This window comes from Agromyces sp. NPDC057865 (genome assembly GCF_042796995.1).
Taxonomy (GTDB): domain Bacteria; phylum Actinomycetota; class Actinomycetes; order Actinomycetales; family Microbacteriaceae; genus Agromyces.
In genome coordinates this window covers 522,043-542,901 of sequence record NZ_JBHVMJ010000002.1, presented here as the reverse complement: position 1 = coordinate 542,901, position 20,859 = coordinate 522,043, and the positions used below count along the sequence as shown (strand labels likewise).

Annotated in this window: 20 protein-coding genes and 2 tRNA genes; 13 read left to right on the top strand and 9 right to left on the bottom strand. The window is 71.1% G+C overall.

What is annotated here, in order from left to right; translation table 11 throughout:
• The first annotated feature begins 127 nt into the window (after positions 1–127).
• A complete protein-coding gene (locus ACFVN5_RS10195) occupies positions 128–790 on the top strand; it encodes a response regulator (protein ID WP_376954953.1) in 663 nt (220 codons plus the stop codon).
• Between the two features lie 34 nt (positions 791–824).
• On the opposite strand, the gene ACFVN5_RS10190 is transcribed toward ACFVN5_RS10195, so the two are convergent.
• The 5 genes from ACFVN5_RS10190 to ACFVN5_RS10170 all read right to left on the bottom strand — a co-directional run bounded on the left by ACFVN5_RS10190 (position 825) and on the right by ACFVN5_RS10170 (position 3,887).
• On the bottom strand, positions 825–1,526 hold the full coding sequence (locus ACFVN5_RS10190) for a hypothetical protein (RefSeq protein WP_376954951.1): 702 nt from the start codon (positions 1,524–1,526) through the stop codon (positions 825–827).
• Positions 1,527–1,568: 42 nt separating this feature from the next.
• Positions 1,569–2,066: a Dps family protein gene (locus ACFVN5_RS10185; RefSeq protein WP_376954950.1), complete on the bottom strand. Its 498-nt coding sequence runs from the start codon at positions 2,064–2,066 to the stop codon at positions 1,569–1,571.
• Between the two features lie 130 nt (positions 2,067–2,196).
• Positions 2,197–3,219, bottom strand: coding sequence for an alpha/beta fold hydrolase (locus ACFVN5_RS10180; protein WP_376954949.1), 1,023 nt, complete (start codon positions 3,217–3,219; stop codon positions 2,197–2,199).
• A 106-nt stretch (positions 3,220–3,325) separates the two neighbouring features.
• Positions 3,326–3,724 (bottom strand): hypothetical protein, encoded by a 399-nt coding sequence (locus tag ACFVN5_RS10175; RefSeq protein ID WP_376954948.1) that lies wholly within the window; start codon positions 3,722–3,724, stop codon positions 3,326–3,328.
• Positions 3,725–3,813: 89 nt separating this feature from the next.
• Positions 3,814–3,887 (bottom strand) — tRNA-Gly (locus tag ACFVN5_RS10170).
• Between the two features lie 90 nt (positions 3,888–3,977).
• Between ACFVN5_RS10170 and ACFVN5_RS10165 the strand changes: the two genes are divergently transcribed.
• Positions 3,978–4,349, top strand: coding sequence for a nuclear transport factor 2 family protein (locus ACFVN5_RS10165; protein WP_376954946.1), 372 nt, complete (start codon positions 3,978–3,980; stop codon positions 4,347–4,349).
• Between the two features lie 31 nt (positions 4,350–4,380).
• On the opposite strand, the gene ACFVN5_RS10160 is transcribed toward ACFVN5_RS10165, so the two are convergent.
• A complete protein-coding gene (locus ACFVN5_RS10160; RefSeq protein WP_376954945.1) occupies positions 4,381–8,088 on the bottom strand; it encodes an SCO7613 C-terminal domain-containing membrane protein in 3,708 nt (1,235 codons plus the stop codon).
• Between the two features lie 205 nt (positions 8,089–8,293).
• Between ACFVN5_RS10160 and ACFVN5_RS10155 the strand changes: the two genes are divergently transcribed.
• From ACFVN5_RS10155 to clpX, 6 genes are all read left to right on the top strand, one after another.
• Positions 8,294–8,368 (top strand) — tRNA-Pro (locus ACFVN5_RS10155).
• Between the two features lie 56 nt (positions 8,369–8,424).
• Complete coding sequence (gene tig, locus ACFVN5_RS10150) at positions 8,425–9,897, top strand: trigger factor (RefSeq protein ID WP_376954944.1); 1,473 nt, start codon at positions 8,425–8,427, stop codon at positions 9,895–9,897.
• A 68-nt stretch (positions 9,898–9,965) separates the two neighbouring features.
• Positions 9,966–10,478 carry a tetratricopeptide repeat protein gene (locus tag ACFVN5_RS10145; RefSeq protein ID WP_376954943.1) on the top strand — a complete coding sequence of 171 codons (513 nt, stop codon included), beginning with the start codon at positions 9,966–9,968 and terminating at the stop codon, positions 10,476–10,478.
• Positions 10,479–10,511: 33 nt separating this feature from the next.
• Positions 10,512–11,144, top strand: coding sequence for an ATP-dependent Clp protease proteolytic subunit (locus ACFVN5_RS10140; protein WP_274379505.1), 633 nt, complete (start codon positions 10,512–10,514; stop codon positions 11,142–11,144).
• Positions 11,145–11,169: 25 nt separating this feature from the next.
• A complete protein-coding gene (locus ACFVN5_RS10135; protein ID WP_376954942.1) occupies positions 11,170–11,838 on the top strand; it encodes an ATP-dependent Clp protease proteolytic subunit in 669 nt (222 codons plus the stop codon).
• A gap of 195 nt (positions 11,839–12,033) precedes the next feature.
• A complete protein-coding gene (gene clpX / locus ACFVN5_RS10130) occupies positions 12,034–13,311 on the top strand; it encodes an ATP-dependent Clp protease ATP-binding subunit ClpX (RefSeq protein ID WP_376954940.1) in 1,278 nt (425 codons plus the stop codon).
• 70 nt (positions 13,312–13,381) lie between these two features.
• Here the strand turns inward: clpX and ACFVN5_RS10125 are convergent, their stop codons facing one another.
• Together ACFVN5_RS10125 and sepH are read right to left on the bottom strand one after the other, a co-directional pair.
• Positions 13,382–13,666: a hypothetical protein gene (locus tag ACFVN5_RS10125; protein ID WP_376954939.1), complete on the bottom strand. Its 285-nt coding sequence runs from the start codon at positions 13,664–13,666 to the stop codon at positions 13,382–13,384.
• Positions 13,667–13,781: 115 nt separating this feature from the next.
• Entirely contained in the window at positions 13,782–14,894 is a 1,113-nt protein-coding gene (gene sepH, locus ACFVN5_RS10120) for a septation protein SepH (RefSeq protein ID WP_376954937.1), read from the bottom strand.
• Between the two features lie 205 nt (positions 14,895–15,099).
• On the opposite strand from sepH, the gene ACFVN5_RS10115 reads away from it, so the two are divergent.
• Positions 15,100–15,393 carry a DUF4193 domain-containing protein gene (locus tag ACFVN5_RS10115; protein WP_148734830.1) on the top strand — a complete coding sequence of 98 codons (294 nt, stop codon included), beginning with the start codon at positions 15,100–15,102 and terminating at the stop codon, positions 15,391–15,393.
• On the opposite strand, the gene ACFVN5_RS10110 is transcribed toward ACFVN5_RS10115, so the two are convergent.
• Complete coding sequence (locus ACFVN5_RS10110) at positions 15,390–15,854, bottom strand: DUF3093 domain-containing protein (RefSeq protein ID WP_376954936.1); 465 nt, start codon at positions 15,852–15,854, stop codon at positions 15,390–15,392. The genes ACFVN5_RS10115 and ACFVN5_RS10110 overlap by 4 nt on opposite strands.
• A 38-nt stretch (positions 15,855–15,892) precedes the next feature.
• On the opposite strand from ACFVN5_RS10110, the gene dut reads away from it, so the two are divergent.
• The 4 genes from dut (at position 15,893) to acnA (ending at position 20,816) form a co-directional block, all read left to right on the top strand.
• The gene (gene dut, locus ACFVN5_RS10105; RefSeq protein WP_376954935.1) at positions 15,893–16,351 is read left to right on the top strand and encodes a dUTP diphosphatase; all 459 of its coding nucleotides are present in this window, start codon (positions 15,893–15,895) and stop codon (positions 16,349–16,351) included.
• Positions 16,348–16,968, top strand: coding sequence for a DUF3710 domain-containing protein (locus ACFVN5_RS10100; RefSeq protein WP_376954934.1), 621 nt, complete (start codon positions 16,348–16,350; stop codon positions 16,966–16,968). Before dut ends, ACFVN5_RS10100 begins: the two co-directional genes overlap by 4 nt.
• A gap of 2 nt (positions 16,969–16,970) precedes the next feature.
• Positions 16,971–17,852: a DUF3159 domain-containing protein gene (locus ACFVN5_RS10095; protein WP_376954933.1), complete on the top strand. Its 882-nt coding sequence runs from the start codon at positions 16,971–16,973 to the stop codon at positions 17,850–17,852.
• Between the two features lie 153 nt (positions 17,853–18,005).
• A complete protein-coding gene (acnA, locus tag ACFVN5_RS10090; protein WP_376954932.1) occupies positions 18,006–20,816 on the top strand; it encodes an aconitate hydratase AcnA in 2,811 nt (936 codons plus the stop codon).
• Positions 20,817–20,859: the final 43 nt, after the last annotated feature.

Below are 20,859 nucleotides of genomic sequence, written 5' to 3'. Positions count from 1 at the left end.
GCAGTCGCCGCGTATCGAGATCGTCGTGCACGGTCTCGATACGCGTGCTTGCGGCTCGCTCCTCGACCACCGGTCCCCGGCACCATCGGCGCCGCGGCCGCCGCCGTCGCGCCGATATGGTGAGGGCATGACGGATGCCGCCCGCCGCCCCCTGCGCATCGTGCTCGCCGAGGACTCCGTGCTGCTGCGCGAGGGGCTCGTGCGCCTGTTCGACGAGGCGGGCTTCGAGACCGTCGGCGCGTACGGCGACGCGGACGCGCTGCTCGCCGCGCTCGACGGCGACACCCCCGACCTCGCGGTGCTCGACGTGCGCATGCCGCCGACGTTCCGCGACGAGGGCGTGCGGGCCGCGATCGAGCTGCGCCGGCGTCGGCCCGAGCTCGGCGTCCTGCTGCTCAGCCAGTACGTCGAGGGCACCTACGCGCACGAGCTGCTCTCCTCGGGCGAGGGTGGCATGGGCTACCTGCTGAAGGACCGGGTGGCCTCGCTCGAGGAGCTCGAGGACGCCGTCGAGCGCGTGAGCGCCGGCGGCACCGTGCTCGACCCGCAGGTCGTGCGGGAGCTCCTGGCCCGTCGCGGCGACCCGCTCGCCTCGCTCACGCCGCGCGAGCGCGAGGTGCTCGAGCTCATGGCGGAGGGACGCACGAACACCGGCATCGCGAAGCAGCTGTTCATCGGCGTCGGCGCGGTGGAGAAGAACGTGACCTCGATCTTCCAGAAGCTCGGCCTCGAGGACTCCGGCACCGACCACCGCCGAGTGCTCGCCGTACTCGCCTGGCTGCAGCGCTGAGGTCTGCCGCAGCGCTGGGCGCTCGTGACGGTCGTCAGCCTCCGTCGGTCGTCCGCAGCGGCTCATGGAGCCGCCACACCGCGCGGTAGCCGCGGTAGCCCCACGCCATCCAGCCCACGAACGACGCGATGACGACTGCGGCGCCGATGCCGATCGACCATCCGACCGACGCCGTGAACGTGTAGACGAGCGCGCCGACGAAGAGCCCGGCGAGCGCGGCGTGCACCACGAGGATCAGCACCATCGAGCTGGCGAACACCTGCGAGCGATCGCGAGCGACGAAGGGGTAGTAGGTCTGCTGCGACCCCGGCATGTCGTCGGTCGTCCCCATCATGAGGTACGGCCGGATTCCGGGGTCGAGGTCGACGTACGCGGCTCGAAGCCGGTTCATGGCGAGGACGTAGGCGAGGTCCTCCAACGCGGTGTTGAACACGCGAAGCTGCGTGATGAGCCCGAGCACCACGAGCAGGAAGAGGATCCCGAGCGCCGCCACGCCGAACCAGCCGCTGAACTGCGTCGCGTTGCCGAGTACGCCGAGCGTGACGAGGCCCGCGGAGACGAGCGTCAGGAAGATCGCGATGCGGGTCAGGACCTCGCTCTGCGTCGTGGAGCGCGAGGCGAGGAGGCTCCAGTGCTCGGTCGCGAGCATCTGGGCGCGCAGCGACCGTTGCGCATCCGTGAGGCGCGCGACGTCGTCACCGGGAGACGACCCGGGCCCGGGTGCATCCGCCGTCATAGCGGCATTCTGCACCCGGGCCCGGTCGGCCCGCCATCGCGGCTACTCGACGGCGATGTGCGAGAAGAGGAACCAGCGGTCCTTGTCGAGTCCACGACGGATCTCGATCGCGACGTCCTGGCTGGCCGGGTCCAGCTCCGCCAGGCCCTCGATCGCGTCGTTCAGCTTCTCGGTGGCGAGGTCGATCTGCGCGACGACGTCGGCGATGGCCTCGTCGTAGGGCTGGAAGCCGAGCTTCGGGTTCGCGGCGCCGGTCTTGGCGGCGACCGTCGCGAGCCGGCCGTCGATGGGGAGTCCGAGGGCCACCACGCGCTCTGCGGCGGTGTCGGCCCACTCCTGGGCGTGCGCCACGACGTCGTCGAGCAGCTCGTGCACGGCGATGAAGTTGACGCCGCGCACGTGCCAGTGCGCCTGCTTGCCGTTGACGACGAGCGCGACGAGCTCGTGCACGACCGGGGTGAGGTACTGGGCGACGCCTGCGGCGACGTCGGCGTTGGCGCCGGACGTAGTGGTCTTCGGGGCGGTCTTCGTGTCGGTCATCGTTTCACCTTCCGTGTGCGTTCGTCTGCTTCAACGCTACGCAGCGAGCCCGGTATTTCAAGGAAGGGAAGGCTCGGCTCAGTGGGTCGACCAGCGGATGTCGCGACGTCGCGTCGGGGCATCCGCCGGCTCACCCGTCGGTCTTCGCCGGCGGATGGTGCACCCCGCGGTGCACCTCGAAGACGCGGGCGTTACCGGGCGAGTCGGGGTCGTCGGTGATCGGCCGGTCGGCCATGAACAGTCGGATCACGTGCGACAGCTCACCGGGGTGGCTGTAGTTGATGGCGTGCGCCGCCCCGTCGATGCCGACGACGAGCACGTGGCTGTCCGTCTGCTCGGCCACCTCCCTGACCCGGTGCGGCGGCGGGAGCAGCGGATCCCGGTCGCCGAGGACGACGAGGGTCGGGATGTGCAGCTCGAGCAGGCGCTCGAGCGACGGGTACTGCGTGAGCGACCGGAACATCTTGAACGTGCTGGGCACGCCGAACCGCAGGTAGTCGGGGGTGGCCACGCCGATCATGCGCGCCGGCTCCCGCGTGCCGTCGCGGCTGAGCTGTCCGACGGCGCGCCCCAGCGGCTGGTTGTGCAGGCCGCCCGCCGGGGAGACGAGGATCGCGCGCTCGAGGCGCTCGGGGTAGTGGTACGCGAACTCGCAGATGACGGGGCAGCCCATGGAGTTGCCGACGAGGGTCACCTTGTCGATGCCGCGCTCGTCGAGGAACCGCGCCGCCGCGTGCGCGAGGTCGGGCACGTCGAGCGCGTTCGGCGCCTTGCCACTGCGTCCGAAGCCCGGCAGGTCGGGCACGAGCGTGTGGAACTCGTCGCCCAGCCGCTCGGCGGTGGGCAGCAGGTAGCGGCCCGAGAGGCCGAAGCCGTGCACGTGCATCATGACGGGAGCGTCGGGCGGGTTCTGCGACTCCCGGTAGAAGACGTCGATCCCGTCGACGGTGGTCCAGCGCTCGGCGAGCGAGGACTGCGGCTTCTTCGGGTGCATCCGCTCGCGATGGCGGGCGGAGGCCGCGTCGTCGGTCGGCGGGATGGGCGACGGCATCGATGGCGGCATCGACCGCCGTCGGAGACCCGTCCAGACGGCGAGCGCCGCTCCAGCGGCGACGACCGCGACGGCGATGGTGATGAGCACTCGGGTCCGCACGAGGGTCTCCTTCCCGATGCGCCCGCACAGGGTCGTCCTCGGCACAACATACTCCCGGCCGCCGCGATCGCGCAGCGCCCCGTCGGAGGGGCGAGTCGAACGACGGTCAGGGGTGCGACGGCGGGTGCGGACGGCGCGACCGGCCGACGCCGGCGGACGCTCGCGGCATCCGATCGGTCCACTCGACGATCAGGCCGGCGAGCGCGAGGACGCCGCTGACGGCCGCTCCCCACCAGTACGGCGTGGCGACCCACAGGGCGTAGGCTGACGCGCCGATCGAGAGCACGAACGCGAAGGTCATCGTCGTCCACGAGGTCGGGAGGTGGTTGAGCAGCATGGCCCCGGCCACCACCGCGAGCGAGCCCGCGACGATCGCGAAGATCGCGGCGACGACGGCCGACTCGGGCGACGCCAGCAGCGCGAGGCCGAACACGACCTGGGTCAGGCCCGCGAGCCAGGCGAGGTCGGCGACCACGCGGGTCCGCTCCGAGCGTCGTGCGGTCACGATGGCCTCCTTCGACGAGGCGCACGCGATGGTGCTTCTCCGCGCAGCATACGCCCGGAAGGGGCCGCTCACAGGAGGGAAGGAGGTGGTGGAGCGGATGACGGGAATCGAACCCGCGTAATCAGTTTGGAAGACTGAGGCTCTACCATTGAGCTACATCCGCGTGGCGCCCGCGCGGGCACCGGACCATCGTAGTACACGGCCGAGGCCGTTCCCGGCAGGCGTGCGCGCATCCGTTCGAGGGAGAACGCGCATGGGCGGGCGAGACACGGTCGAGGCGCTGGTCGCCACGTTGAACGCCGGAGACGTCGACGGCATGGACGACGTGTTCCACGAGGACGCCGTCATGGACTGGCCGCAGTCCGGCGAGCGGATCGTCGGCGGCGACAACCGGCGGGGCGTCTATCGGGCCTTCCCCAAGCTGCCCACGATCACGCCGCGGCGCATCGTCGGCGAGGGCGACCTCTGGGTCCTCGAGGCGACGCTCGACTACGGCGACGAGGCCGAGTACCAGGCGGTGTTCGTCTTCGAGCTCCGCGACGGGAAGATCGCGAAGGAGACCGCGTACTGGTCGCTGCCGTTCGAGGCGCCCGAGTGGCGCGAGGAGTGGGTCGAGCGCATCTGACGGATGCCGCGGGCATCCGCGCCCGGAGCGATCAGCGCAGCTCGCCGATGGAGTGCACGACCCCGCGCGCGAGGCGGAGCTGCCGCTCGTACGTCGCCGCCAGCGCGATGAGGATGACGCCCGCGACCCCGAGCCAGAGCCACCACCACACGGCCTCGTACACCCACGTGATCCATGGCCAGAGCTGCGCGATCGCATGCACCAGCAGCACCCCGCCGCCGAGCAGGAGCGGTGCCTGCAGGCGCCGGACGGCGCCGACGACCACGGCGACCACGGATACGACCCCGAGCGCGATGAGCCGCCACAGCTCGGACTCGGTGAAGTCGGCCAGGAGCGGCGGCAGCAGCAGCACGGCGAGGCCGGGCCCGAGCGCGGGCCAGCTGCCGAGCCCGGGGGAGCGCGACATCCGGATCGCCCCCGCGCCGATGAGGGCGACACCGACCGACGCCGTGACGAGGTCGAAGGGCTCGACACGGCCGAGGAAGAGCGCCGCGAGGCCGCCGAGCACCAGCACACCGAGCGTGCTCCACGCGAGGATCGGACCGGCGAACGGTCGTGCCCGAGTCGCGACCGCGCCGACGTGCGCGGCTGCGAACACCGGGAACAGCACCGCGGCCCGCAGCGTCGGCTGATCACCCGAGACGATCGCGAGCAGCGTCGGCACGGCGGCCACGACGGCGGATGCCGCCAGCAGCACCTCGCCGATGACGGAGGGCCGGGAGCCCGAGCGGGCCCAGATGACCGCGAGCGCGACGCCCGCGGCGAGGGCGAGCAGCGGCCAGAACTCCACGACCAGGTCACTCGGGGCGCCGTTGCCGACGGCCGCGCCGCGGACCAGCGCCGCGCCCGTGAGTGCGACCCAGCCGGTCGCGACGCCGAGGAGGCGGACCGGCACGCCGCGGGCCCGCTCGGGGAGGAACGAGGAGGCGAGCGCGACGACCGCGCCCGCGGCGACGAGCACCAGCGTGCGGAGCTCGGACTCCGCCGCGGACGCGACGCTCGGCAGCACGGCCACACCCGCGGCGGACGCGAACAGCGCGGTGCGACCGATCGCGGTCGAGGCGGGCGGTGCCGTGCGGCGCCAGGTCAGGAGGCCGGCTGCGATCGCGAGACCCGCGGCGAGGGGCAGGGTGTACGCCTCGACGTCGTCGACGCCCGAGCCGGCGAGCCGGGTCCAGACGGCGGCGACCGCCAGGGCGAGGCTGAGCCAGGAGAGGTGGCGCGTGTCGGACGCGCCGCCGATCGGGTCGCCGTCGAGCGCGGCGAGGATGATCGGCACCGGGGTGAGCACCAGGAGGACCAGCCAGGCCTGGTCGCCCGCGGAGCCGATGGCGGCGAGGGCCACGACTCCTGCGAGCCCGACCGAGAGTCGCCAGGCGAGGCCAGCACGGCGATCGGCCGGCAGCACGAGCGGAGCGAGCGCGGCGGACGCGAGCGCGCCGGCGGCCAGGCCCAGGACCGACGGCGGTGCGCCGGGGATCGACGCGAGCGCCCGCTCGAGGGCCAGGGCGATCATCGCGGGTCCGACGGCGGCGAGCAGGAGGCGAAGGAACAAGATCGAGGTCACGCGCACCCCGACGCTCGCGACCACCGCGATGATCGCGGCGGGGAGCCAGGCGAGGGACTCGTCGCCGAACACGGCCGCGACGAGGGCGCCGATGATCGCACCCAGCACGGCGGCCGTCAGTGCCGGCGTCGCCAGGGCGACCCGGTCGTGCGGGGCGAGGCGCGGAGCGAACACGAACGCGGCCGACAGCGCGGCTGCGACGATCCCGAGCCAGAGGAGCCCGGACGTCCACGGATCGGGGACCTCGACGCCGAGGGCCTCGAGCCACGACGGGATCGCGAACGACGCTGCTGCTGCGATCGCCACGCCGGTCACGAGGTGGAGCGCGCCGACGGGTGCCGCCGCACGCTCGGGCCAGACCCGGGTGACCAGCACGCGGCCCGCGACGATGGTCGCCAGGAGCGCTGCGGTCGCCCACGGCCACACGTCCGCGTTCGACCATCCGATCCACCACGCGAATGCGGCGGCGCCCATCCCGAGCACGGCGAGCACCGGAAGCAGGCCTGGTGCCGGGATCCGCGCGCGGAGTGCCGCGAGACCGAGGGCGACGGCCCCCACCGCCGCGAGGATCGCGACGGGCAGCGCCGCACCCGGCGCCATCATTCCGACCACGATCGCGCCGACGAGGGCCAGGGCGACCGGAATCGCCATGAGCTTCCGTGCCGCACCGACGAGGAGCAGGACCACGAGGGAGCCGGCGGCGAGGACGAACGGGACGAGGATCGTGGCGGCATCCTGGTTCGTCTCCGACGTCCACCGGATCACCGCGCCGTGGCCGACCTGCCAGGGCGGGTCGCTCGCCAGGAACCGTTCGAACGTCGTCGCGCAGATGAGGAACACGCCCCAGATCGAGGCGAACGCGGCGATGCCGGCCGCCGCGATCACGGCGGCGAACGCAGGGCGTCGCACGGCGACGGGGCCGCGGGTGACGGCGGCGAAGACCGCGGCGACGGCTCCGGCCGTGGCGGGAGCGAGCCAGGTCGCGAGCGCCTCGTCGAGTTCGGCGCTCACGCCGACCGCCGGCGCGAGCGCCATGGCTGCGCCCGCGCCGACTCCTGCCGCGACACCCCAGGCCCGCGCGGCGGGAACGCGCGCCGCCACGGTGGCGATCACGAGGAGGATGGTCGCCGCGCCGACGGCGAGGAACGCCCAGGTCGCACCCCACGCGAGGTCGGGCAGCGCCCACCTCGCCGTGGCCAGGGCGACGGTGGCGCCGGCGAGCCCGGCCGAGCACAGGATGATCCGCTCGGGAGAACGCGGCAGGAGCGCGGCGGCGACGGCCGCGAGGACCACGACCGCGAGGCCGCCGAGCCAGGCCCCGGTCGCCGTGTCGGGATCGACGGCGTACCCAAGCAGGAACGCAGACACCGGCGCGAGCGCGGCAGCCGCGAACCCCGGGACGCGGATGCGGCTCGCGACGCGGGCGCCGGCCAGGAGCACCGCGACCACGGCGATGGCGATGCCGGCGTAGGCGGACGGCTCGAGGGCGGTCGTGCCGAACAATGCGTTGGCTCGCACGATCCAGACGTCGAGCAGCAGCAGCACGACGGCGACGGATGCCACGCCCTCCGCCGTGCCCGGAAGGCCCCGCGCGCGCAGCAGCCAGGCCACGCCGAGCACGAGCACGCTCGCGGCCGCGATGATGACCGAACGCACCTCGAGGCTCGCCACGAGGTAGGCGACGAAGAGGAACACGATCGCCGTGACCGAGATGAGCACCACGCCGAGCGTCAGGAGCAGCACCTGCACGCCGGAGCGACGCCGGCCCTGCGACGCCGGGGAAGGGGAAGCTGGGGAAGGGGAAGCAGGAGCAACATCGGCAGGGGGCGTCGAGGGCGGCGGGACGGACGGCTGCGCGGCGGGTACCGCGGGGATCGAGGCGGGCGTCGCGGCTTCCGCCGGCTTCGTCGCGACCGCCTCGCGCGCGGACTGCGCCGCCCGCATGCCGTCGATGAACGACTGCCGCGCCTGCGCATGCTCGTAGAGCTCGGTCGAGAGGCGGAACAGCTCCGCCGCGGCAGGCACCGCCACGTCGAGGCCGCACACGTCGCAACGGGTGGAGGCGAGCGTGCTGAAGCACGCCGGACAGCGTGTGGTGTCCACGAACTGCGACGGATCGGTCGGCCATCGGCGCAGGCCGGCGACGCGATCGCCCAGGGCTCGGTCGGTCATGCGCACACTCTGCCACGCGGCATCCGCCCGCTGGCAGACCATCCACAGCGCCCGTTCGGGGGCCACGCGGTGCGCCACGGCGTGTCGCGGGGTCCGGCCGCGACGCGCGCCCCGACGCCCGTGCAGTAGACTTTCGGGGGTCCATCCGCCTCACGCGTGCTTCGGCATGCCCGCGCGGGTGAATCGACGAGTTGAGTCAGCGACTCGGGGCGTAGCTCAGCTTGGCTAGAGCGCCCGCTTTGGGAGCGGGAGGTCGCAGGTTCGAATCCTGTCGCCCCGACGGGTCGCCCGAGACGAGACCCGAGACGAACTTCCACACAACAGGAGATCCTCCCCATGCCGACCACTTCGGTTGAGAAGCTGAGCCCGACGCGCGCCAAGCTCACCATCTCGGTGACGCCCGAGGAGCTGAAGCCCAGCATCGCCCACGCCTACGAGCACATCGCCGAGCAGATCAACGTGCCGGGCTTCCGCAAGGGCAAGGTGCCGCCGCCCATCATCGACCAGCGCGTCGGCAAGGCCGCCGTGCTCGAGCACGCGGTCAACGAGGGCCTCGACGGCTTCTACCGCGCCGCCGTCACCGAGCACGAGCTGCGCCCCCTCGGCCGCCCCGAGGCCGACATCGTCGAGTGGCCGAACGAGAAGGACTTCTCGGGTGACCTGCTCCTGGCCATCGAGGTCGACGTACGCCCCGAGATCGAGCTCCCCGCCTACGACGGCCTCGAGGTCACGGTCGACTCGGTCGAGGTCGGAGACGACGAGGTCTCCGAGGAGCTCGAGCGCCTGCGCAGCCGCTTCGGCACGCTCATCACGGTCGACCGCCCGGCCACGTCGGGCGACTTCGTGACGCTCGACCTCGTCGCGATCATCGACGACGCCGAGGTCGACACCGCGAGCGGCATCTCCTACGAGGTCGGCTCGGGCGAGCTGCTCGAGGGCATCGACGAGGCGCTCGAATCGCTCACCGCGGGTGAGACCACCACGTTCGAGTCGAAGCTCCTGGGCGGCGACCACGAGGGCGAGACCGCCGAGATCACCGTGACCGTCACGGCCGTCAAGGAGCGCGAGCTCCCCGAGGCCGACGACGAGTTCGCGCAGATCGCCAGCGAGTTCGACACGCTCGACGAGCTCACCGCGAGCCTCAAGGAGCAGGTCGCCCGCAACAAGTCGTTCGGCCAGGGCACCCAGGCCCGCGATCTCCTCGTCGACAAGCTCCTCGAGCTCGTCGACGTGCCGGTGGCCGACGCCGTCATCGAGGACGAGGTGCACCGCCACCTCGAGTCCGAGGGTCGCCTCGAGGACGACGAGCACCGCGCCGAGGTCACCGAGGCCAGCACCAAGGCCTTCAAGACCCAGATCGTGCTCGACGCCATCGCCGAGGCCGAGAAGGTGCAGGTCAGCCAGGACGAGCTCACCCAGTACCTCGTCCAGGGCGCCGCGCAGTACGGCATGGACCCGAACGAGTTCGTGCAGATCCTGAGCCAGCAGGGCCAGATCCCCGCCATGGTCGGCGAGGTCGCGCGCAACAAGGCGCTCGCGATCGCGCTCGGCAAGGCCAAGGTGACGGATGCCGCCGGCAACACGGTCGACCTCTCCGAGTTCACCGCCGTCTCCGACGCCGGCGAGACCGAGGCGGATGCCGCGGCCGAGACCGCCGAGGCCGCCGAGGCGCCCGTCGAGGAGCCGAAGCCGGCCCGCAAGCGCGCCGCGAAGAAGGCCGACGCCGACGAGGCGCCCGCCGAGGCCGACGCCGAGGAGCCGAAGAAGCCCGCGCGCAAGCGCGCTCCGAAGAAGGCCGACGCCGAGTAGTCGGCGATCGATCACCCCGCGGGGCCGGACGGATGCCGTCCGGCCCCGCGTCGTCTCCGGGAGGTGACGTGACCGACTGGCAGGAGCGGGTCGACGCGGTGTGGGATGCCGCGGACGAGCTCGGCGACGACGAGGTCATCCGACGCATCGACGCGCTCGCCGCCGAGCTGCCCGCCGACGACCCGCGCGCCCCGTTCGAGCAGGGCGGTGCGCGCGACTCCGCCGGGCTCGAGGCCGAAGCGGAGCCGTTCTACCGGCGCGCACTCGAGCTCGGCCTCGACGGCCGTGCGTGGATCGAACTGCACGTCCAGCTCGCCTCGACGCTGCGCAACCTCGGCCGTCCGGAGGAGGCGATCACCCTCCTCGACGCGGTCGAGTCCGAGTCCGGCGACCTCCGCGACGCCGTGATCGGGTTCCGCGCGCTCGCCCGGGTCGACGCGGGCGACGCCCGCCTCGCGGCATCCGAGGCCGTGGCGGCGCTCGCCGGGCACGTGGCCCAGTACCGTCGTGCGCTCGGCGCCTACGCACGGGAACTCGCCGGAGGCCCCGACGAGCCGCGGGACGGCGCGGCATCCGCCTAGGGCGAACAGCCCCGTTCGCGTGTGTTGCACCGGATAGATTCGAGTGAACGCGACAACGGAAACGGAGCGAAATCCATGGCCGAACCGACACTGCAGCCCGGTGTGTTCGATCGACTGCTGAAGGACCGCATCATCTGGCTCGGCTCTGAGGTGCGCGACGACAACGCGAACGAGATCGCGGCGAAGCTGCTGCTCCTCGCGGCGGAGGACCCGAAGAAGGACATCTACCTCTACGTCAACTCGCCCGGTGGCTCGATCACGGCCGGCATGGCGATCTACGACACGATGCAGTTCGTGCCGAACGACATCGTCACCGTGGGCATCGGCATGGCCGCGTCGATGGGGCAGCTGCTCCTCACGGCCGGCACCAAGGGCAAGCGGTACATCACCCCCAACGCGCGCGTGCTGCTGCACCAGCCGCACGGCGGCTTCGGCGGCACCGCGAGCGACATCCAGACGCAGGCGCAGCTCATCCTCGACATGAAGCGCCGTCTCGCCGAGATCACCGCGGCGCAGACCGGCAAGTCGGTCGAGCAGATCAACGCCGACGGCGACCGCGACCGCTGGTTCAACGCGCAGGAGGCGCTCGAGTACGGCTTCGTGGACCACATCCGCGAGTCGGCGCTCGACGTGTCCGGCGGCGGCGGAACCGACCAGGCTGCGTAGGGACGAGAGAAGAGAGAACGAGCGAATGAACACCCCCACCTTCGGCGGCGTCGCGAACGGCGGCCTGCAGATGCCGGGCTCGCGCTACATCCTGCCGAGCTTCGAGGAGCGCACGGCCTACGGCTACAAGCGCCAGGACCCCTACGCGAAGCTCTTCGAGGACCGCATCATCTTCCTGGGCGTCCAGGTCGATGACGCGTCGGCCGACGACATCATGGCCCAGCTGCTGGTGCTCGAGTCGATGGACCCCGACCGCGACATCATCCTCTACATCAACTCGCCCGGCGGCTCCTTCACGGCCATGACCGCGATCTACGACACGATGCAGTACATCCGGCCGCAGATCCAGACCGTCGTGCTCGGCCAGGCCGCGTCGGCCGCGGCCGTGATCGCGTCGGCCGGCACCCCGGGCAAGCGCCTCGCGCTGCCGAACGCCCGAGTACTCATCCACCAGCCCGCCATGGGCGAGGCCGGCCACGGCCAGGCCTCCGACATCGAGATCCAGGCGGCCGAGATCATGCGCATGCGCTCGTGGCTCGAGGAGACGCTCTCGCGTCACTCGAACCGCACGCAGGAGCAGGTCAACGCCGACATCGACCGCGACAAGATCCTGTCCGCCGAGGAGGCCCTCGAGTACGGCCTCATCGACCAGGTGCTCACCTCGCGGAAGAGCCTGCCGGCGCTCACGCGCTAGCCGATCCGCCCGCGCGAACGCGGCGGACGACCGGTCCACGACCGGCTCGCCCGCCGCGTTCGCCGCGTTCGGCAGACGCCCCCTGCGGGGTTCGCGCAGCGCGAACTGCGGCTCTACCCCAATCCGGGCGCGCCACGCCGCAACGCTCCGATCTCGGGCTAGGCTCGGAACAGACTCGTCGACAGGGAGGGTTCGATGGCACGCATCGGGGAGAGCGCCGACCTGCTCAAGTGCTCCTTCTGCGGGAAGAGCCAGAAGCAGGTCCAGCAGCTCATCGCCGGGCCCGGCGTCTACATCTGCGACGAGTGCGTCGAACTCTGCAACGAGATCATCGAGGAGCGGCTCGCCGAGGCGGGCGAGACCGAGGCCGGCGACTTCGAGCTGCCGAAGCCCAAGGAGATCTTCGCGTTCCTCGAGGAGTACGTGATCGGGCAGGATGCAGCGAAGCGCGCCCTGGCCGTCGCGGTCTACAACCACTACAAGCGCGTCCGCGCCCGCACCACGCTCACGCCCGCCGACCGCGCCCACGACGACGTGGAGATCGCGAAGTCGAACATCCTCCTCATCGGCCCGACCGGCTGCGGCAAGACCTACCTCGCGCAGACCCTCGCGAAGCAGCTCAACGTGCCGTTCGCGGTCGCCGACGCCACCGCCCTCACCGAGGCGGGCTACGTCGGAGAAGACGTCGAGAACATCCTCCTCAAGCTGATCCAGGCCGCCGACTACGACGTGAAGCGCGCCGAGACGGGCATCATCTACATCGACGAGATCGACAAGATCGCGCGCAAGGCCGAGAACCCGTCGATCACCCGCGATGTCTCGGGCGAGGGCGTGCAGCAGGCGCTCCTGAAGATCCTCGAGGGCACGGTCGCGTCCGTGCCGCCGCAGGGCGGACGCAAGCATCCGCACCAGGAGTTCATCCAGATCGACACCACGAACGTGCTGTTCATCGTCGCCGGCGCATTCGCCGGGCTCGAGGACATCATCTCCTCGCGCGCGGGCAAGCGCGGCATCGGCTTCGGCGCCCCGTTGCACAGCAAGCAAGACGAAGCCGAGCTGTTCAGCGAAGTCCTTCCCGAGGACCTGCACAAGTTCGGCCTGATCCCCGAGTTCATCGGCCGCCTCCCCGTGGTGGCCACCGTCACGCCGCTCGACCGCGACGCGCTCATGGAGATCCTCACCGAGCCGAAGAACGCGCTCGTCAAGCAGTACCAGCGCATGTTCGAGCTCGACGGCGTGGAGCTCGACTTCGAGGAGGCGGCCCTCGGGGCCATCGCCGACCTCGCCGTGTTGCGTCAGACCGGCGCCCGCGGCCTCCGCGCCATCATGGAGGAGGTGCTCGGACCCATCATGTTCGAGGTGCCCTCGTCCACCGGTGTCGCCCGGGTCGTCGTCACGAAGGCGGCGGTGCTCGACAACGCGGCGCCCACCATCGTGCCGCACAAGCCGCGTCGCGCCGAGAAGTCCGCGTAGCGGCATCCGCTCGCCGGCGTCGCACGCGGTCACGCGCGACGGGCGCTGGGCGTGACCTGCCGAACCCGACTCAGTCGTAGACGCGCACGAGCTGCCAGTGCGCGCCGTCGTGCTCGACGTCGAACACGTGCGTCTCGCCGTCGTCGGCGCTCGCCTGAAAGCGCCACCCCGAGATCGCCAGCGGTACGCGGCCGGGGGAGACGTCGTGCCCCGCCAGCGGTGCCCACCAGTCGCACGGACCCACGAGCGTGGTCGGCATGTCGGTCACGCGGAAGCGCCGCGCACGCCACACGAGCCGCTCGGGCTCACCGGCGTCGCTCGTCCAGACCTCGACGAGCTCCTGCACCCGGGGCATGCGCACCTCCACCACGTTCGAACATATGTTCGAATGATAGCACCGGGCGTGGCGAAAGCGGCAGGGCGCGAGGAACGACGACGCTGCGCGCGTCGGTGCTGATGCGGCGGAGGGGTCAGGCCAGGTCGTCGTCGGATCGCGCGCCGAAGACGATCTCGTCCCAGCTCGGCATCGACGCACGGCCCTTCTTCGCGGGTCGCTGCGAGCCTCCCGAGCCGTTGGCGGGCTTGCTCGACGCGCCCGACGGCTTGCCGCCCCAGAGTGCGCGGGCGGCCGTGCCGGGCTTCTCCTCGGGCGTGGCCTCGGCGGGCTGGGCCTTCGGCGTCTCGGCCGCCTGCGTCGGCGCCGGAGCGAGCGGCAGCGGGAGCTGCGGCTGCTCCGGCTCGGCGGCGGCGGACTCGCGCTCCCCGCGCCGGCGTCGCAGCGCCTCCAGCAGATCGGCGGTCTCGCCCATCGACTCCTTCGGCTCGTCGGCGCGCTTGATGGCGGCGCGCGTGACGGCCGGGCTCGAGGTCGCGGGCGTCGTGCGGGCATAGGGGAGCGGCTCGAGGTGCGGCGCGGTGTCGTGCTCGCCGAACTCGGGCTCGTCGAAGGTGAAGGCGCCGCTGTCGAAGCGGGACTCGTCGGACTCGGGTGCGACGGCGCGCAGTCGGGGGATGAGGCCGCCCTTCAGCTCGCCCTGCTGCGAGAGCGTCGTCGCCTCGCCGTTCATCGGGTGCAGCGACTGCTTGCGCGGCTCGAATCCCCAGCGGGCGTCGTGGTCGATCGCGTCGGCCGTGAACTCGAGCTTCACGATCCAGCCGCGTTCCTCGTCCTTCCAGCTCGCCCAGCGTTCGCCGTGTGCGCCGAGCTTGGCGAGGCGGTCGCGGATGACGCTGCCGAACGTGGGCGGGTCGTCGTTGGGGTCGACCTCCACCGTGACGTGCACGGGAACGGCCAGCGCGGACCTCACGACGTGCTCGCGCTCGGCGAGGACGGGGCCCTCGAAGCGGCGGACGTAGTCGACGGATGCCCCGGTGACCTGCGCCACGTCGTCGGCGGAGAGGCCGGAGCGGATGAGCGACTGCACCTCGCGCGGCGAGGGCTTCGGCCCGGTGTGCGTCTCGGGTTGCGCCTGGCGGATCCGCGACTGCAGCACCTCGTCGATCTCGATCCGGAAGCGTGCGCCATCGTCGGAGGCGGCGAGGAGCGCGCCGTTCTCGACTCCGATTACCTTCAGTTCCTGCATCGCGACAAGCCCTTCCGTGCCTTCGTCTCCGCCCAAGGATGCCACGGGCGATGCGGAGCCTTCGGGAATAGCGTGGGCGCGCCGGAAGTTGAGCAGGTAGCCGGTCAGCACAGCCGTGCAATCGGGACGCAAGTGGTTTGCTTACGCCACCGATTTAATGCAGACTATGGCCGCCGAATCTTCGGCGATGAGGAAATGGATGGGAATGGCAACGGATTACGACGCACCGCGCAAGACCGAAGACGACTCCGAGTCGATCGAGGCCCTGAAGGAGCGCGTCCCCGACAAGATGTCCGGTGTGGTGGACGTCGAAGACGCCGACAACCCCGGTGGCTTCGACCTGCCCGGAGCCGACCTCTCCGACGTCGAGCTCGACGTCGTGGTGCTGCCCCCGCAGGCCGATGAGTTCACGTGCGTGAACTGCTTCCTCGTGAAGCACCGCTCGCAGATCGACCACGAGACCAAGCTGGGTCCGATCTGCATGGAGTGCGCCTCCTAGGTCGCGTCCTCCCCACGCTCCGGCCGTCGTGATCCGTTGATCACGGCGGCCAGTTCTTTGGGCCGACGGCTCGACAGCAGCCAGTACGGCGCCGGATCGGCGGGATCCGTGATGGGCACGCGCACGACGGGGTGCACCCAGCCGCGGATCACGAGGTACGCGCGCGCGTCGAGTCCCGTGCCCCGTTCGATGCGCGCGGCCGCATCGAAGGCGGCGACCGCCTCGCCCGTGTAGTCGAGGGAGATCTGGGCGCGGCCGGCCCGCAGCATCCGATCGCGCACCTCGATGACCGGCGCGGTGAGGGTCAGCGACCCCACCGCGGCGATGTAGAGCACGATGCCGGTCACGATGCCGGCCGGCAGCGAGACAGGGGCGAGCACGAGGATGCTCGCGGGGACGAGCAGCAGCGTCGCGATGTAGATCCAGGGCGACGGCCACAGCTTCTCGCGGTAGTCGGGCATGGAACTATCAGACCAGACTTCTGCACTACCCTCGAACAGTGACCGATTCCGTCGATGTGCTGATCACGGCCGATCGCGTCCCGTCGTACGCCCATCCGGGCGACGCGGGCGCCGATCTCCATGCCGCAGAGTCCGTCCTCCTGGGCCCCGGTGAACGGGCCACGGTGAGCACGGGCGTCGCGGTCGCACTGCCCGACGGCTATGTCGCATTCGTCGTCCCGCGGTCGGGGCTCGCGTTCAAGCACGGCATCACGATCGTGAACGCGCCCGGCACGGTCGACGCCGGATACCGCGGCGAGATCAAGGTCGCACTGCTCAACACCGACGCCAGCGAGGCCTACACGATCGAGGCGGGCGACCGGATCGCCCAGCTCGTCGTCATGCCGGTCAGCCGGGCGCGGTTCGTCGAGGTCGAGCGGCTCCCCGGGAGCCTGCGCGGCGAGGGGGGATTCGGCTCCACGGGATTCGGGGAGCACAAGTCAGGAGTGAACGCGTGAGCGACATCGAGAACGTCGACGAGGTCCCCGTCGACCAGCCCAAGTCCGCACCCGAGGACCGGGCCACCGCCGGCCCGTTCGACGAGTCCGAAGCCAACCCCGTGCGGCCCTACGTCGACCTCGGCGGCGTGAAGGTGCTGCCTCGCGAGGGCCTGCACCTCCGCCTCGAGGTGGAGGAGGGCACGAAGCGGGTCGTCGCGATCGGCCTCGACTACGCGAACTCGACGCTGCAGGTGCAGCCGTTCGCCGCACCCCGCTCGAGCGGGCTGTGGCACGAGATCCGGGCCCAGATCGCCGACCAGATCGCCCGTCAGGGCGGCACCACCACCGTGCGCGAGGGCGCCTTCGGCCCCGAGCTGCTCGCCCAGATCCCCGTGGCCGCCGCCGAGGGCCAGGCCGGGCACATGCGCCTCGCCCGATTCATCGGCGTCGACGGCCCGCGCTGGTTCCTGCGCGGCGTGATCGCCGGTGAGGCGGCGGTCGACCCCGCCGCGGCCGCCCAGGTGGAGGACCTCTTCCGCTCGATCGTCGTCGTTCGCGGCTCGACGCCCATGCCGCCGCGCGACCTCATCCCGCTGCGCATGCCGGCCGCCTCGTCCGGCGCGCCCACCGCATAACGATGCAGGGACCCGACGCCGAGCGCGATCCCAGGCACGACGAGCGATCGGATGCTGCGGCGCGGCCCGCGGCGGACCAGGTACCCGTCGGCGGCGACACCGACGCCGGCTCCGTCGCTGACGCGACGCCAGCCGCCGACGCGAACGCCGCCGGCGCTGCCGACCGCCCCGACTCGGGCGAGTTCGCCCGCCAGTTCGCCGCCGCGGCGGAGAAGAGCGGACTCGGCGCGCTCGCGCGCGAGGAGAAGCTGACCGGCCGCGACCTGCTCACGGCCGTCGGGGGAGTGCGCGGCATCCTCGAGGCGCTGCTGCCCGGCCTCGTCTTCCTCACGACGTACAGCCTGCTGACGAGCGTCGCCGGCCAGGACCCGCAAGCCGCGCTCGTGCCGGCCCTCGCGGCATCCGTGGGGCTCGCGGTCGTGTTCACGCTCGCCCGGATCTTCACGCGCGGCCAGCCCACGCAGGCGATCGCCGGCCTCATCGGCGTGATCGCGTCGGCCGCGCTCGCGCTCTGGACCGGCGATGCGCGCGACAACTACGTGCTCGGGTTCTTCACGAACGCGGCCTACGCTGTGGCGCTGCTGATCTCGCTCCTGGTGCGCTGGCCGGCCATCGGGCTCATCGTGGGCTTCCTGATGGGCGACGGCGTGGCGTGGCGCGAGGACAAGCGGAAGTACCGGGCCGCGCAGTTCCTCACCCTGGTGTGGATCGGGCTCTTCGTCGCCCGGCTCGTCGTGCAGGTGCCGCTCTACCTCGTCGACAACGTCGAGGCGCTCGGCGTGACGCGACTGCTCATGGGCGTGCCGCTCTACGCCCTGGTGCTGGTGTTCACGTGGCTCGTCGTGAGAGCGGTCTACCCGTCGGCCGCGCGCTCCGCCGAGTGATACAGTTATCTCGACGTCAAGATAAATCCGTCCCCATGACGGTGCCGGTCCGTGGCACGCTTAGGTGAGCCTTGCTGGATCAGCCCCCTGTCTGACGGAGAAGATGGAGCGTCGCGCGCGTGCTCGCGCGGCATCCGCGAAGGAGAGGACATCGTGTCTGCAGTGAACAGTTTCGGGGCGAAGGACACGCTCCATGTCGGTGACCAGTCCTATGAGATCTACCGTCTCGACACGGTGCCCGGCCACGAGAAGCTGCCGTTCAGCCTGAAGGTGCTCCTCGAGAACCTCCTCCGCACTGAAGACGGCGCCAACGTCACGAAGTCGCAGATCGAGGCGCTCGGCTCCTGGGTCCCCACCGCCGAGCCCGACACCGAGATCCAGTTCACGCCCGCGCGCGTGGTCATGCAGGACTTCACCGGCGTGCCATGCATCGTCGACCTCGCCACCATGCGCGAGGCCGTCCTCGCGCTCGGCGGCGACCCCAACCGCATCAACCCGCTCTCGCCCGCCGAGATGGTCATCGACCACTCGGTCATCGCCGACCTCTTCGGCAGCGAGAACGCGCTCGAGCGCAACGTCGAGATCGAGTACGAGCGCAACGGCGAGCGCTACCAGTTCCTCCGCTGGGGCCAGACCGCGTTCGACGACTTCAAGGTCGTGCCGCCCGGTACCGGCATCGTGCACCAGGTGAACATCGAGCACCTCGCGAAGGTCATCTACGACCGCGACGTAGACGGCGTGACCCGTGCCTACCCCGACACCTGCGTCGGCACCGACTCGCACACCACGATGGTCAACGGCCTCGGCGTGCTCGGCTGGGGCGTCGGCGGGATCGAGGCCGAGGCGGCCATGCTCGGCCAGCCCGTCTCGATGCTCATCCCGAAGGTCGTCGGCTTCAAGCTCTCGGGCGAGATCCCCATGGGCGTCACCGCGACCGACGTCGTGCTCACGATCACCGACATTCTTCGGAAGCACGGCGTGGTCGGCAAGTTCGTCGAGTTCTACGGCTCGGGCGTGGCATCCGTACCGCTCGCCAACCGCGCCACGATCGGCAACATGAGCCCCGAGTTCGGCTCGACCGCGGCGATCTTCCCGATCGACGACGTGACCATCGAGTACCTGCGCCTCACCGGTCGCAGCGAGGAGCAGCTCGCGCTCGTCGAGGCCTACTCGAAGGTGCAGCACCTCTGGCACGACCCCGCGAACGAGGCCGTCTACTCGGAGTACCTCGAGCTCGACCTGTCGACCGTGGTGCCGTCGATCGCCGGCCCGAAGCGGCCGCAGGACCGCATCATCCTCGCCGACGCGAAGGCGCAGTTCGAGAAGGACCTCACCGACTACGCCGACGTCGAGCACGACCTCGTCGACCTCGAGATCGCCGAGTCGTTCCCGGCATCCGACCCGCCCGGCAACACCCCTGAAGACGAGTACAACGTCCACGTCCACCACCACCACTCGCACGCGCCCAAGTCGGCGTCGAAGCCCACGCGGGTCGACGCCGCCGGCGGCGAGAGCTACACGCTCGACCACGGCGCGGTGACGATCGCGGCGATCACGTCGTGCACGAACACCTCGAACCCGTCGGTCATGCTCGCCGCGGGCCTCCTCGCCCGCAACGCGGTGAAGAAGGGCCTGAAGGCCAAGCCGTGGGTGAAGACCACCCTCGCGCCGGGGTCGAAGGTCGTCACCGACTACTACGAGAAGGCCGGACTCACCCAGGACCTCGAGGACCTCGGCTTCTTCACGGTCGGCTACGGCTGCACCACGTGCATCGGCAACTCGGGCCCGCTCATCGAGGAGGTCTCGGCCGCGGTGCAGGAGAACGACCTCGCCGTGACCGCGGTGCTCTCGGGCAACCGCAACTTCGAGGGCCGCATCAACCCCGACGTGAAGATGAACTACCTCGCGAGCCCGCCGCTCGTGATCGCGTACTCGCTCGCCGGCTCGATGAACTTCGACTTCGAGACCGACGCGCTCGGCACCGACACCGACGGCAACGACGTCTTCCTCAAGGACATCTGGCCCGACGCGGCCGAGGTGCAGAAGACGATCGACGAGTCGATCAACGAGGAGATGTTCACGCAGCAGTACGCGAGCGTCTTCGAGGGCGACGAGCGTTGGCGCACCCTCCCCACCCCGACGGGTGCCATCTTCGAGTGGGACGCCGAGTCGACCTACGTGCGCCGTCCGCCGTACTTCGAGGGGATGACCCTCGAGACCACGCCGGTGACCGACATCGCCGGCGCGCGCGTGCTCGCGAAGCTCGGCGACTCGGTCACCACCGACCACATCTCGCCGGCCGGCTCGATCAAGGCCGACAGCCCCGCGGGCCAGTACCTCACCGAGCACGGCGTCGACCGCAAGGACTTCAACTCCTACGGCTCGCGTCGCGGCAACCACGAGGTCATGATCCGCGGCACGTTCGCGAACATCCGCCTGAAGAACCAGCTCCTCGACGGCGTCGAGGGCGGCTTCACGCGCGACTTCACCCAGGAGGGCGGCCCGCAGTCGTTCATCTACGACGCGTCGATGAACTACCAGGCGCAGGGCACCCCGCTCGTCATCTTCGGCGGCAAGGAGTACGGATCGGGCTCGAGCCGCGACTGGGCCGCCAAGGGCACGAACCTGCTCGGCGTGAAGGCCGTCATCACCGAGAGCTTCGAGCGCATCCACCGCTCGAACCTCATCGGCATGGGCGTCGTGCCGCTGCAGTTCCCGGCGGGCGAGACCGCGGACTCGCTCGGGCTCGACGGCACCGAGGTCGTCTCGATCACGGGCCTCGAGCAGCTCAACGACGGCACCACGCCGCGCACCGTGCACGTGGTCGCCGAGCCGAGCGAGCACTCGCCCGAGGGCAAGCAGACCGTCGAGTTCGACGCGGTCGTGCGCATCGACACCCCCGGTGAGGCGGACTACTACCGCAACGGCGGCATCCTGCAGTACGTGCTGCGTTCGCTCGTCTAGGGCGGCGTCGCCTTCGGGGCGGTCGGCGGATGCGCCGGCCGCC

Excerpts from the sequence above, each read along its gene's own strand:
- sepH (WP_376954937.1), bottom strand. The coding sequence starts at position 14,894 with ATGCAGGAACTGAAGGTAATCGGAGTCGAGAACGGCGCGCTCCTCGCC.
- ACFVN5_RS10110 (WP_376954936.1), bottom strand. The coding sequence starts at position 15,854 with ATGCCCGACTACCGCGAGAAGCTGTGGCCGTCGCCCTGGATCTACATC.
- ACFVN5_RS10190 (WP_376954951.1), bottom strand. The coding sequence starts at position 1,526 with ATGACGGCGGATGCACCCGGGCCCGGGTCGTCTCCCGGTGACGACGTC.
- ACFVN5_RS10185 (WP_376954950.1), bottom strand. The coding sequence starts at position 2,066 with ATGACCGACACGAAGACCGCCCCGAAGACCACTACGTCCGGCGCCAAC.
- ACFVN5_RS10135 (WP_376954942.1), top strand. The coding sequence starts at position 11,170 with ATGAACACCCCCACCTTCGGCGGCGTCGCGAACGGCGGCCTGCAGATG.
- tig (WP_376954944.1), top strand. The coding sequence starts at position 8,425 with ATGCCGACCACTTCGGTTGAGAAGCTGAGCCCGACGCGCGCCAAGCTC.
- ACFVN5_RS10125 (WP_376954939.1), bottom strand. The coding sequence starts at position 13,666 with ATGCCCCGGGTGCAGGAGCTCGTCGAGGTCTGGACGAGCGACGCCGGT.
- ACFVN5_RS10160 (WP_376954945.1), bottom strand. The coding sequence starts at position 8,088 with ATGACCGACCGAGCCCTGGGCGATCGCGTCGCCGGCCTGCGCCGATGG.
- ACFVN5_RS10115 (WP_148734830.1), top strand. The coding sequence starts at position 15,100 with ATGGCAACGGATTACGACGCACCGCGCAAGACCGAAGACGACTCCGAG.
- ACFVN5_RS10165 (WP_376954946.1), top strand. The coding sequence starts at position 3,978 with ATGGGCGGGCGAGACACGGTCGAGGCGCTGGTCGCCACGTTGAACGCC.
- clpX (WP_376954940.1), top strand. The coding sequence starts at position 12,034 with ATGGCACGCATCGGGGAGAGCGCCGACCTGCTCAAGTGCTCCTTCTGC.
- ACFVN5_RS10095 (WP_376954933.1), top strand. The coding sequence starts at position 16,971 with ATGCAGGGACCCGACGCCGAGCGCGATCCCAGGCACGACGAGCGATCG.
- ACFVN5_RS10195 (WP_376954953.1), top strand. The coding sequence starts at position 128 with ATGACGGATGCCGCCCGCCGCCCCCTGCGCATCGTGCTCGCCGAGGAC.